The following is a 12,965-nucleotide window of genomic DNA, read 5'->3' as shown; positions in this document are numbered from 1 at the left end:
AACAAACTAACAAATAAACTAACTAACAAACAAATTAAAGACGTGACAGGGTAGCGAAAAGGACACCAGGACAGCGCACCGCCGGTAGAATTGCCGGTAGCATGTCCGGAGCCAGGGCGGGATGCACCACAGGTACGATGCACGCCACTCCCCTTGCCGGGTACTGATGTTAATGCTAATGTACGCATACGTTAGCATCAACCGGAGACAGACATGCCGCAGGATGAATCAGTCGTCGAACGGGCCAGGGAATACTTTTTTCGGCACCACCGGTATACAGAGGAAGACCTGGAATCCGACTACCAGGCAGAACTGCGTAACTACAGGGATGACACCTGGGAAGCACCACAACGGGCCGCCAGACTCAGTGCGGCCGTCAAGCGCTACAAAACGTATGAGATGCTGTACTTCTTCTTCCGGATCGCTGATGAAGCCGGGCTGGACTATACTCCGCTGGTTGTAAAGCGCCTGTGCGCTCATCTTTTCGACAGGCAGGGCAGCCAGAATATTATTGTTGATATCTTTGGCCAGAAGGGACGCATGCACCGCAGCCATGACAGTGATCCTGACATTATTGCTGACGTTGCCGAACGCTACCGGCAGCAGGCAGACGACCACTGGCAGACAGTCCTGAAGAATATCGGGAGAGTGAAGCAGGACTACCGGAAAAATCAGAACAGGCAGAAAGGCGCAGGGGATTAAATGCATCATTAATGCTAATGTACGCATACATTAGCATTAATCACATAAGTCAGTGAAAATAAATCAGGCTTATTCAACGTGGTGAAGGTTCTTTGGCCAGCTGCTGGAGCTGCTTACCGAAATCTGGAAAGCCTGCAGCTGAAAGTACATCAGCTACAGCACTGGCTCTGGGATGGCCACGTTCAAGCCAGACCAGTTTGAGAGCAACTCCTGACTTATCCGTATCATGCATGTGACGCGGCAAACCGGAATTACCAAACGGGCATTCAAAGGCATTCATGGCGTCGAAAAAACTGCCGAAGAGTTCATCTGCCGGAATAGCAAACAGATGCCATTGCTGACGTATAGCGGAGATCATCGGCACGTTTACACCGTAGCGACAGAGTCTGCCGGTAAGCGGAACCGCAATGCCCAGGCGGCATGCCTGATAACGGGCAGCGCCAAAATGGTGTGAGCCACCGTCGTTCAGCCAGTAGAGTCTCCGCTCTGCCCACGGATATTCAGCAAACAGCATCCGGTCGAGCCGTAATTCCCAGTGACGCATATTTTTTCGCAGGTGCTCTTCAGTCACAGGTTCAGCCAGCTCACGGCATCTCAGTACAGGAAACTCATCGATGTCCCGGATATCATGATCCATAGATTTCGAGGCCGAAATCCCCCGAATATCTGTGATATCGCATGAAAAATGAGGGATATTTTCTTTTCTAATCAGTTGCTGAACCTCAGGAACAGCAAGTGAATGGCTTTCGAGCCGGCGCTGGTAGCCCGGTTTGCGGTAGTCGATCGTCCAGGGACGGGAATGAAATGATGACAGAGAAAAAGACAGCCAGTCCTGCCAGTAGACCACCGACCGTGTCCAGAACGTGTCGACAGGGGCGATGATCGGACAGGGAATTAGCTGCCCGGAAGCAATCGCACCCTCCAGGCGGGCGGGCCGTCCCAGAGAATGGAGAATCTCGTCACGTATCCAGCCAGCTGTTCTGCGCCAGACAGAAGGCCTGGCTTCTGCTGCCTGATCGACAAATTTACCTCTTCCCGGTTCATCGCTCATATGCTTTCCCTGATGGTCATATTAGTCCTGATCACGTCCGGCCAGCCTTAGCGTAGCTAAGGATGGGGAGCCCGCAGAATTCGGAAAAAATCGTACGCTAAGGTTTTCCGGGCATCCGTAAGGGCCGAAACTTCCCGTCTTCCAGTCTGCGGCTCTGCCGCCAGACGTAATCGCCGGTTAGGTTGATGTGCTCCCAGCCCAGCGGCGACAGGAATTGCAGCAGCTCGCCGTCCACCGGCTTGCCGGCCTCGACCAACCCCTGGGTGGCGCGTTCCAGGTACACCGTGTTCCACAGCACGATAGCCGCCGTCACCAGGTTGAGGCCGCTGGCCCGGTAGCGCTGCTGCTCGAAGCTCCGATCCCTGATTTCCCCAAGGCGGTTGAAGAACACCGCCCTGGCCAGCGAGTTGCGCGCCTCACCTTTGTTCAGGCCGGCATGCACGCGGCGGCGCAGTTCAACACTTTGCAGCCAGTCCAGGATGAACAGCGTGCGCTCGATCCGGCCCAGCTCGCGCAGGGCCACGGCCAGTCCGTTCTGGCGCGGGTAGCTGCCGAGCTTGCGCAGCATCAGCGAGGCGGTGACGGTGCCCTGCTTGATCGAGCTGGCCAGGCGCAGGATGTCGTCCCAGTGGGCACGCACGTGCTTGATGTTCAGGGTGCCGCCGATCAGCGGGCGCAACGTCGGGTAGGCTTGCACGCCCTGCGGCACGTACAGCTTGGTTTCGCCGAGGTCGCGGATGCGCGGCGCGAAGCGGAAGCCTAGCAGGTGCATCAGGGCAAAGACGTGATCGGTGAAGCCGGCCGTGTCGGTGTAGTGCTCCTCGATCCGCAGGTCGGACTCGTGGTACAGCAGGCCGTCGAGCACATAGGGGTCGTTTGCGGGAGAGGGCGAAATCCTACGCTAAGGCTTTGGCCAACGATATTCTCCGGTAAGATTGATGTGTTCCCAGGGGATAGGAGAAGTCGCTTGATATCTAGTATGACGTCTGTCGCACCTGCTTGATCGCGGCCGCGATAGCTAGATCGCGTTGCTCCTCTTCTCCATCCGCGTTCCAAGCTGCGGAAAGGCACCCATAAGCGTACGCCTGGTCGAGCAGGCGACGCGGATCGACGTCCAGCGCACGAGAGAATGCGTCCGCCATCTGTGCAATGCGTCTAGGATCGAGACAAAGGTCGTCTCTGTCAGCCGGATCGTAGAACATATTGGCGGCGCCAAAGCCCACTTCACCGACCAGACCGACGGGATCTATCACCAGCCAGCCGCGACTGGAGAACATGATGTTTTCATGATGCAGATCGCCATGTAGCCCACGCAGTTCCGAGGCATTGCTCATCATTTGATCGGCTATAATCGCCGCGTGGACGTAGTCAGTTTGACAACCTGCGTTTTGATCATCGCGCGCCCGCTGAAACAAAGCTGCAAAGCGATCCCGGATCGGGAGAAGGGCAGAAGGCAGGGGTTCCTCAGATGCGGCATACAGCTTCGCCATTAGTTCCGCTGCAATTTCGGTCGCCTGGTAGTCGCCGTGCTCGGCAACGATGTGAGAGAGCATTCGCTCCCCGGCATATTCGAGCAACATCAGATTGTTCTCACGACCGAGCAACCGGACTGCTCCCCTCCCATTGCGCCATACCAGATAGTCGGCCCCGCGCAGTTCATCAGCAATGTCTTCTATAGGTTTCAATCCCTTGACGATTGCAGGAGTCCCGTCTGGCAATGAAACTTTCCAAACGAGGCTGGAAAAGGTGTCCGCAATGAGAACAGGTTGCGAAACGTGCCAATGAGCAGGAAAAACAGGCGGCATGAACATCAACCCCAAGTCAGAGGGTCCAATCGCAGATAGAAGGCAAGGCGTTCGCGGTCGGGGGCTTCGATCCCCAATACATTGAATAGGACAGCGAAGGCGCGCTCTGCTTCATCTGGCGCTGCCCAGTTCTCTTCGGCGTTAGCAATCATGAGTGCCAAATCGGCATAGCGATCTGCTGTTCCGAGCCGCCCAAGGTCGATCAGACCCGTGCATTGAAGAGTTTTAGGGTCCACCATGAAGTTCGGCATGCAGGGATCACCATGGCAAACAACCATATCGGTGCGCTCTTGGTCGAGCCGCACCGGTAGCTCTCGTTCGACACGAGCCAAAAGATCGAGCTGCGGCGTACTCTTGTCCTCGTCCGGTAAGAAGTCGGGATTGACGGCATTGCGGGACACCACATCAACGGCGCGTCCGAACATTCGCGACAGCCTGCGCTCAAACGGACATTGATCAACCGATAGGCTGTGAACAGCGCCAAGTTGCTGCCCCATTGACGGCCACGCTTTGAGCAAATCCGCTCCAGACAGATCAGCCGCCGGTACTCCCGGAATTGCCGTTATCACCAAGCATGCACCCTCCTGTTCCTCCTGCCAGTTGATCACCTCGGGGCAAGCCACACCTCGACCTTTGAGCCAAATGAGGCGGTCACGCTCTCCAGCGAGCTCACCGCGGCGGGAAGCAGGTGCGATTTTCGCGAAGGCATGCCCGTCACCACGTCGAAAAACAAAATCACCAGATTCTCCGCCTCTGACAGGCAACCAGTCAGAATGCGATTCACCAAAAAAATATTAGTTCGATTCAATGGAGGTTCCTTCAGTTTTCTGATGAAGCGCGGAGGTGGCTCAACCTGCGAAAAGAAACGAGTTGCTATGGACTTGCACCGGTTGTGTTCCGGTCTATCTCTCATTTTAAGCGGCTTTTTTCTCAAATGCCACCGGCGATTTCCAGCCGAGTGTTGAATGTCTTCGGCGTGGATTATAAAAGCCATTTACCCATATAATGCGCCTACTTATCAGCCTTTGGGACGTTGGGACGGTATTTTTCACTATATACCCCCAAGTTTTTAGACATGAAAAAAGCTCGATATATTATAAATATATCGAGCCTTTAAGTTACTGTTTTTCAATATCGTTCAAAATCTTGATAATTACAGTATACGGTTTTATGAAGTGGTATATTTGCAAATGCTTATTTTGCAAGGTCTATTTGCTTGATTTATCCTACAATCGTAATGCAAAACCCATGACCGGAAGCAACGAACTTAGGTTCAATCTCACTCAAATCCGAGGATAGCTTTTGTCCGGATTCTTGATTGGGCAATGTATCTGCGCCGCTTGATTTTACCGCTGCGTCCCAACTGCTTTCGATAACTTGTCCGTGATTCTCACCCATGCCGAACATGAGGTCGCTGCTAAAGAAAATACCACGTTTCTTTTCAAAAAATAAAAGTCCTTCCCACATATGCATTTCAGATGGGTAACTGATAGTTTGAAATTCAAAATCATCTCCGGCAAATATTTCATTCGGCTTTTTAATAAGCACATTGTTAGTAATACCAAACCCCATCAGTTGTCTTGCTGTGGTTTCGGAACAAACCGCGACAGCTTCGGGATGTTCTTTGAGAACCAAAGCAAGTCCGCCACATTCGTCTGATTCAAAATGAGAAATTAGAATGTATTTTATTTTGCGTTCACCGAGCAACTCTTGCAACTTAGGAATGGTAGTTTGCGCTTGTGATACGGCTCCGGTCTGAATGAGAACAGGCTCATTTGTCATCAATAAGTATTGGTGCATTGAAAGCTTAATCGGCTCCATTACCTCTGTAAATTGGTATAAATCTTTGATAATCTCTGTCATTGTCAAAACGCCTTTTTCTATTTATAGTCTAACCTAAATTCCACGTGTGTTTTTTATTAGCTTCAAAAATCACTATTTCACGAAGAATTTAGACTGCTTCTCACACATTGAGACATTATTTACAACCACCTTTCAATCATTTTTGATAAATCATTGATTTCATCTTTGCTGCAATGATACTTAATAAACTCTGCAAGGGTAATGACTCCAACTTATTGATAGTGTTTTATGTTCAGATAATGCCCGATGACTTTGTCATGCAGCTCCACCGATTTTGAGAACGACAGCGACTTCCGTCCCAGCCGTGCCAGGTGCTGCCTCAGATTCAGGTTATGCCGCTCAATTCGCTGCGTATATCGCTTGCTGATTACGTGCAGCTTTCCCTTCAGGCGGGATTCATACAGCGGCCAGCCATCCGTCATCCATATCACCACGTCAAAGGGTGACAGCAGGCTCATAAGACGCCCCAGCGTCGCCATAGTGCGTTCACCGAATACGTGCGCAACAACCGTCTTCCGGAGCCTGTCATACGCGTAAAACAGCCAGCGCTGGCGCGATTTAGCCCCGACGTATCCCCACTGTTCGTCCATTTCCGCGCAGACGATGACGTCACTGCCCGGCTGTATGCGCGAGGTTACCGACTGCGGCCTGAGTTTTTTAAATGGCGGAAAATCGTGTTGAGGCCAACGCCCATAATGCGGGCGGTTGCCCGGCATCCAACGCCATTCATGGCCATATCAATGATTTTCTGGTGCGTACCGGGTTGAGAAGCGGTGTAAGTGAACTGCAGTTGCCATGTTTTACGGCAGTGAGAGCAGAGATAGCGCTGATGTCCGGCGGTGCTTTTGCCGTTACGCACCACCCCGTCAGTAGCTGAACAGGAGGGACAGCTGATAGAAAGGGTATAGGAAGTATAAACCACCTTTTTGCTCCTCATCCGAAGTATCTTACCTGAAATTCCCTCACTCGTTTACCGCTCAAGCCCCAATTTTAACTGCCGGTCCAGCCTAAACCGCTCTAATAAGGTTCGATTTGGCGGTAAAATCTCTAGCCTGATAGCTCGAGAGATACAAACTGCCCCACCGCCCCGTTTAAAAGTTGGCAGTGTTGAGCAGTGTTGGATTTGGGGTCGTCAGTCAAAGAGACGACTCTGTGATGGATCGAACAGGCTGGGAGTCAGTGGCGGCGCTCGTTCTGGTGGCAGCTCACGCTGCTTGGCGGCATTCGCCTTGGCTGTTTTCTGTTTCAGATGCTTGAGAATCTGCTCAATGACCTTCGGATCTTCGATGCTGGCAATCACTTTGACGTGACCGCCGCAGTGTTCGCAGACTTCAATATCAATATTGAAGACTCGCTTGAGGCGTTGCATCCAGGTCATGGCGCGGTGGCGCTCTGCAGGACTCTTGTCACGCCAGTTAGTATCGAGACCTTCCGATTTGTCGGGCTTCTTGCCCCGCTTGGCGGGTGTTACTTGAACTCGGTGTTTGCTGTTCGGTGCAAAGACGCCGTGGAAGCGTGTGAGGTTGACTCGCGGCTTAGGTACCAACGCAGCGAGTTTGGCGATGAAGTCCAGCGGCTCGAAGATCACATGGGTGGTGCCATTGCGGTACGGAGTTTTGAGCTCGTAACGCACCTGCCCATTGGCGGTTAATGCCAGACGTTTTTCTGAAACCGCTGGCCGACTAATGTAGCGACACAAGCGCTCAAGCTTATCCCGCTGATGCGCTTCGGCCATCACACCGGCGTGTAGCGAGAAACCAGCATGGTTGGCTACTCGACTGCTTGAGTCGGCTTTATCCTCACGCCCTGGCAAGGTTTGCAGGGTGAAGACTTTGCGCCCTTGCTGGGGGCCGACGGCAATGCGATACGTAACCGAAGCACCATGTAATTGAGTCAGCGTATCGTCTTCGCCCTCTTCCAGTGTCAACCACGTATTCTCGGCATCACGCTCCAAAATCCCACGCTTTTCCATGCAGCGAGCGATGCGATGGCTGAGGGTGTGAGCGAGCGTATTCAGCTCATCGTAAGTGGGTGCCTTGACACGATGGAAGCGTTGCTTGCCATAGTCATCTTCGGCATAGACACCATCGAGAAACAGCATGTGGTAGTGGACATTGAGATTTAGCGCGGAGCCAAAGCGTTGGATAAGAGTCACTGAGCCAGTTTGTGCAGAGGCTTTGGTGTAACCGGCTTTTTTGATCAGATGAGTTGAGAGTGTACGATAGACGATACTCAAGACCTGGCCCATCAGCTGGGGATGGCGAGCCAGCAAAAAGCGTAGCTGGAAAGGAAAGCTGAGCACCCACTGGCGAATGGGCTCCTTGGGGAAGACTTCGTCTATCAGCAGCGCCGCACTCTCGGCCATCCGGCGGGCACCGCAGCTAGGGCAAAAGCCGCGTCGTTTACAGCTGAAGGCGACCAGACGCTCGTGATGACAATCCTCGCAGCGAACCCGCATGAAACCATACTCCAGACGGCCACATTGGAGGAGGTCGTTGAATTCTTGTTGGATGTAGCGAGGCAGGTGTTGACCTTGGGCTTCGAGTGAGGCTTTGAAGGCTGGGTAGTGCTGCTCAACCAGCTGGTAGAGCAGCGTCTGGTCGGGTTGGTGGCGTTCGTAACCGTTTGTTTGAGTGGGCGATTGACTCGCCGTGGCGTTCCTTGCCAGCGACATGGGTATCCTCCGCTGATACTGTGGTTATGTACAGTATCAGCGGCTTGCGTTCAGACGTCCAGTCTGGCCCTAGACATCGCTAAATGCTTAACCCGCAATAGCCCTCACGAGTTGTTATCAGCCACTACCGGTTGAGCGAGAAGGTTTTGGGTTCAGGGTGCTATTGCTCCACCAATCACAATACTGAAGCCCCAACTGTTATCAGTTGGGGCTTTTTCTTGTCTGTTTGCGGCGGTTGCGTTTTATCGGTAGTCGTCGAGCTCTGCACCATCCCACATAAGAGCTTAACGGTGCGATCTTCAACGCCATCACACAAAACTTTCTTTTTCACGCACAGTCAACTTATTGGATGTTTTATTAACAACCCAAAAGGAGATATTTAGCGGGCGGCCGGAAGGTGAATGCTAGGCATGATCTAACCCTCGGTCTCTGGCGTCGCGACTGCGAAATTTCGCGAGGGTTTCCGAGAAGGTGATTGCGCTTCGCAGATCTCCAGGCGCGTGGGTGCGGACGTAGTCAGCGCCATTGCCGATCGCGTGAAGTTCCGCCGCAAGGCTCGCTGGACCCAGATCCTTTACAGGAAGGCCAACGGTGGCGCCCAAGAAGGATTTCCGCGACACCGAGACCAATAGCGGAAGCCCCAACGCCGACTTCAGCTTTTGAAGGTTCGACAGCACGTGCAGCGATGTTTCCGGTGCGGGGCTCAAGAAAAATCCCATCCCCGGATCGAGGATGAGCCGGTCGGCAGCGACCCCGCTCCGTCGCAAGGCGGAAACCCGCGCCTCGAAGAACCGCACAATCTCGTCGAGCGCGTCTTCGGGTCGAAGGTGACCGGTGCGGGTGGCGATGCCATCCCGCTGCGCTGAGTGCATAACCACCAGCCTGCAGTCCGCCTCAGCAATATCGGGATAGAGCGCAGGGTCAGGAAATCCTTGGATATCGTTCAGGTAGCCCACGCCGCGCTTGAGCGCATAGCGCTGGGTTTGGGGTTTGAGGGCCAATGGAACGAAAACGTACGTTAAGGAGATAATTCGTTGTTTATATTTAAATTTAGAGCTCTCAGTTCCCCTTTTAAAATATCCTCTGGCAACGTGAATGTATAATGGCCCAACATATTGATATGCCCGTGCATCAGGGGAGATAGCCGAGCGATATCTTCATCTATAATTTCTTCGCCATTACGGCGCATCCAGCTCAACGCTTCCTCCATATAGAGCGTGTTCCACAGAACCACTGCATTAGTAACCAGGCCCAGCGCCCCCAGTTGATCTTCCTGCCCTTCACGATAACGCTTTCTGATCTCTCCGCGTTGTCCGTAACAAATCGCACGAGCCACAGCGTGGCGGCCTTCTCCTCGATTAAGCTGCGTCAGGATCCGCCGACGATAATCTTCATCATCAATATAATTGAGGAGATATAGCGTTTTGTTTACACGCCCTACTTCCATAATTGCCTGTGCCAGTCCTGATGGGCGCGAGCTTTTCAGTAAAGAGCGAATGAGTTCTGACGCATGAATTGTACCCAACTTCAGCGAACCAGCGGTTCGCATCATCTCATCCCACTGACTCTCCGCTTTTGACAGATCTGCATATCCTCGGGCCAACTTATCCAGTACTCCGTAGTTTGCCGATTTATTCACCCGCCAGAACACCGCCTCACCTGCATCGGCAAGCCGGGGGGAAAACTGATACCCCAGTAGCCAGAACAGACCGAAAATAATATCGCTGCTACCCGCAGTGTCTGTCATGATTTCAACTGGATTCAGCCCTGTCTGCTGCTCAAGAAGTCCTTCCAGTACAAAAATCGAATCCCGTAATGTACCGGGTACCACAATGCCATGGAACCCAGAGTACTGATCAGATACGAAGTTATACCAGGTGATGCCTCGTCCAGAACCAAAATATTTTCTGTTAGATCCTGAGTTGATGGTCTTCACTGGTGTGACAAAGCGCATGCCGTCAGCTGATGCCACTTCTCCACCTCCCCAACGACCAGCAAGCTCCAGTGTGGACTGAAAATCAACCAGGCGGGCATTGGCGCTGACCAGCGTTTCTGCACGAAGGTAATTCTGTTTCACCCAACTGAGCCGATGGCGGGTCAGTGCTGGTATATTGTGCTTTATCAGCGGTTCCAGTCCGATATTACAGGCTTCAGCCATCAATACCGCACATAAACTGATGTGCAAATCTTGCGCTCGAGCACCAGATTCACTGACATGCGCAAACTCATGTGTAAATCCTGTCTGGGCATCTATCTCAAGTAACAGTTCCGTTAAATCTACCGGTGGGAGTAGCTGTTTGATCCGATTATTTAGACGAAGCAATGATGGTGGCTCTTCCTGTTTCTCCAGACAACTGATAGTCAGGGATGGATATTTACCTTCATTACAGATATGAACTTCCGCATTCTTTTCAAATCGTGATGTCACGGCTTTCCAGGTCTCATCCAGCTGAATAGCCAGTTGTTGCACACCTTTACGTCCATCGACAGGATGTCCCAGTGCCCGACAGACAGGAATACGCTGAGTCTGCCACTCTTCACCTTGCAACAACTTCTCGCGAGGATCTCCCCAGCGATCACTGTTTTCAAGCCAGATGTCCCGGCGGCGCAGTGCATCCTGAAGGCGTTCCAGCAAACATAGTGAATAACCTGCACGCTGTATCCGTCCCTCCGCATCGTATACGAGGCGTTTCCAGGGACCGGTGATAATATGTTCAGGCGCATCATCAAGGATGCGCTTTTTCGAACCATTCAGTTCTGCCAGATAATGAATCGCAGCCAGTACATGTTCACCTGCCGGTGCCGCACGGAAATGCAGGTCCCGCAACACCGCCGGAAGAAAACGTTTAACCCGACCGTACTGCTCAACCATTTCGTCATGGAAATTATTGTTCTGTGGACGAGCAAGTTCATTAACCTTGCTTACAGATTCTGCCAGTCTGTTTTTGGGTACGCACTTGAAGATAACCTGCCTGAGATCTGGGACATCTGTATTATCATCCAGCAACAATGCACATGCCCGCGCCAGTAACAATGCGGCCTGATCAAGATCTTTCAGTGTCCTGAGTCTTTTTTTTTGCCCGGTTTTCTTTGCTTCGCGGATAATGTCCAGAATTAGCATATCAAGCACATCAACGGCATCGTCTAATGCCGTTATTTCCTGTGCTTTAACGAATGCAGTAAGTACAGCAAGCTTTCTCTGCTGTGGCATTCGAGCGATATATTTTACCGACGCCATGCCAGCATAACGAGCCAGATTACGCAGTTGAATGGCAGGCAGACCGGAAAAGTTCAGTCGGGAAAACTCAAGACTTCGTAATCGGATATATCGTTCCAGCGCTTCATTAAACGCAGGTCCACTGACTGTAACAGGGCCTTTTTTCAACTGTTCCAGTGCTGATACACGCTGACCTTCCGGAATGACCAGAAGCTCCATCACTTGAGCTGCCTGCCATTTGTTCGGCAGTGCGGCCAGCTTTTTCCACAGCCGCTGATTTGCCCTTTCACGAATTTCACTGATGAGACGTACTAGTGTGGTTGCTCCGGGCAGTAATACCTTATTTTGAAGCAACCATGCAGTGGCAAAATCAAACATCAGACCCGGTCGCTCATTACTGAGCCACGCCCGGGTATATAGCAGACGCTTCAGGCGGAAAGACCATGGAAAATCACCAAATTCATGATAGCCGTAATATTCCTTAATTAATGCAGTATGTTCTCTAAGGGTAGTGTCCCGTTCAGCATAGCGGGAGAGAACTTCTGGACGGTGGATATTAAGCTGTACCGCGACAAAATGTTGAACACCAGGCAGAACCTGAGTTAAATCCGTCAGAAATGTTCCCAGAAAACGGGCTGTGGTGAGCTGAAGCGCAATGCCCAGCCTATTATGTTTGCCCCGTCGTTGGTTAATGAAGGCCAGATCCCGTTCATCAAGATGAAAATAGCGCGCCAGTTGCACGTCATTAGGTTCTGCAGCATAACAACCGTAATTCTGTTTTTGGTCAGAGGTTAGAAAGTCGACAGGCATATCAGGCTCCCTACCTGACAGTTATTCATTAACAATTTTGCAACCGTCCGAAATATTATAAATTATCGGACATCGTAAAACTGTTACATTAATATGTCTATTAAATCGTAAATTTGTAATAATAGACATGAGTTGTCCGATATTCGATTTAAGGTACATTTTTATGCGACTTTTTGGTTACGCTCGGGTCTCAACCAGTCAGCAGTCTCTTGATCTTCAGGTCAGAGCACTCAAAGACGCAGGTGTGAAAGCAAACCGTATATTTACCGATAAGGCATCCGGCAGTTCAACAGATCGGGAAGGGCTGGATTTGCTGAGGATGAAGGTGGAGGAAGGTGATGTCATTCTGGTTAAGAAGCTCGACCGTCTTGGCCGCGACACTGCCGATATGATCCAACTGATAAAGGAATTTGACGCTCAGGGCGTGGCAGTCCGGTTCATTGATGACGGGATCAGTACCGACGGTGATATGGGGCAAATGGTGGTCACCATCCTGTCGGCTGTGGCACAGGCTGAACGCCGGAGGATCCTAGAGCGCACGAATGAGGGCCGACAGGAAGCAAAGCTGAAAGGAATCAAATTTGGCCGCAGGCGTACCGTGGACAGGAACGTCGTGCTGACGCTTCATCAGAAGGGCACTGGTGCAACGGAAATTGCTCATCAGCTCAGTATTGCCCGCTCCACGGTTTATAAAATTCTTGAAGACGAAAGGGCCTCGTGATACGCCTATTTTTATAGGTTAATGTCATGATAATAATGGTTTCTTAGACGTCAGGTGGCACTTTTCGGGGAAATGTGCGCGGAACCCCTATTTGTTTATTTTTCTAAATACATTCAAATATG

Annotated in this window: 8 protein-coding genes and 3 pseudogenes; 2 read left to right on the top strand and 9 right to left on the bottom strand. The window is 51.7% G+C overall.

What is annotated here, in order from left to right; genetic code table 11:
• Window positions 1-213: 213 nt before the first annotated feature.
• The gene (locus NMD08_RS27680) at window positions 214-702 is read left to right on the top strand and encodes a hypothetical protein (RefSeq protein ID WP_063615379.1); all 489 of its coding nucleotides are present in this window, start codon (window positions 214-216) and stop codon (window positions 700-702) included.
• A 73-nt stretch (window positions 703-775) separates the two neighbouring features.
• Here NMD08_RS27680 and NMD08_RS27675 read toward each other — a convergent pair whose 3' ends face one another.
• The 9 genes and pseudogenes from NMD08_RS27675 to NMD08_RS27635 all read right to left on the bottom strand — a co-directional run bounded on the left by NMD08_RS27675 (window position 776) and on the right by NMD08_RS27635 (window position 12,122).
• The gene (locus tag NMD08_RS27675; RefSeq protein ID WP_256434854.1) at window positions 776-1,753 is read right to left on the bottom strand and encodes a DUF6685 family protein; all 978 of its coding nucleotides are present in this window, start codon (window positions 1,751-1,753) and stop codon (window positions 776-778) included.
• Window positions 1,754-1,850: 97 nt separating this feature from the next.
• Window positions 1,851-2,621: pseudogene (locus tag NMD08_RS27670) on the bottom strand (Tn3 family transposase); the annotation flags it as partial.
• A gap of 106 nt (window positions 2,622-2,727) precedes the next feature.
• Window positions 2,728-3,564, bottom strand: a complete 837-nt coding sequence (locus NMD08_RS27665) for an aminoglycoside O-phosphotransferase APH(6)-Id (protein ID WP_000480968.1) — start codon at window positions 3,562-3,564, stop codon at window positions 2,728-2,730.
• Window positions 3,564-4,366, bottom strand: a pseudogene (gene aph(3'')-Ib / locus NMD08_RS27660) (aminoglycoside O-phosphotransferase APH(3'')-Ib). The gene NMD08_RS27665 and the pseudogene aph(3'')-Ib overlap by 1 nt, the downstream one beginning before the upstream one ends.
• A gap of 413 nt (window positions 4,367-4,779) precedes the next feature.
• Complete coding sequence (locus tag NMD08_RS27655) at window positions 4,780-5,421, bottom strand: MBL fold metallo-hydrolase (RefSeq protein WP_000134999.1); 642 nt, start codon at window positions 5,419-5,421, stop codon at window positions 4,780-4,782.
• A 212-nt stretch (window positions 5,422-5,633) separates the two neighbouring features.
• Window positions 5,634-6,358, bottom strand: a protein-coding gene (locus tag NMD08_RS27650; protein ID WP_370620249.1) for an IS1-like element IS1B family transposase whose coding sequence is annotated in 2 segments (ribosomal slippage) — window positions 5,634-6,082 and window positions 6,082-6,358 — 726 coding nt in all. Because the reading frame shifts where the segments join, the coding sequence is not laid out codon by codon here.
• Between the two features lie 195 nt (window positions 6,359-6,553).
• Window positions 6,554-8,095 (bottom strand): IS91-like element ISCR1 family transposase, encoded by a 1,542-nt coding sequence (locus NMD08_RS27645; RefSeq protein ID WP_000050481.1) that lies wholly within the window; start codon window positions 8,093-8,095, stop codon window positions 6,554-6,556.
• Between the two features lie 404 nt (window positions 8,096-8,499).
• Window positions 8,500-9,093 (bottom strand): annotated as a pseudogene (locus NMD08_RS27640) (dihydropteroate synthase); the annotation flags it as partial.
• Between the two features lie 20 nt (window positions 9,094-9,113).
• On the bottom strand, window positions 9,114-12,122 hold the full coding sequence (locus NMD08_RS27635; RefSeq protein WP_370606105.1) for a Tn3-like element ISEc63 family transposase: 3,009 nt from the start codon (window positions 12,120-12,122) through the stop codon (window positions 9,114-9,116).
• A gap of 163 nt (window positions 12,123-12,285) precedes the next feature.
• Here NMD08_RS27635 and NMD08_RS27630 point away from each other — a divergent pair, with 163 nt between their 5' ends.
• Window positions 12,286-12,843, top strand: a complete 558-nt coding sequence (locus NMD08_RS27630; RefSeq protein ID WP_001235713.1) for a recombinase family protein — start codon at window positions 12,286-12,288, stop codon at window positions 12,841-12,843.
• The last annotated feature ends 122 nt before the right edge of the window (window positions 12,844-12,965 follow it).

The sequence above is a fragment of the Citrobacter meridianamericanus genome (assembly GCF_041320245.1).
Lineage (GTDB): Bacteria > Pseudomonadota > Gammaproteobacteria > Enterobacterales > Enterobacteriaceae > Citrobacter > Citrobacter meridianamericanus.
The sequence above is the reverse complement of the archived record's forward strand: the minus strand, read 5'-3'. Positions and strand labels throughout refer to the sequence as shown.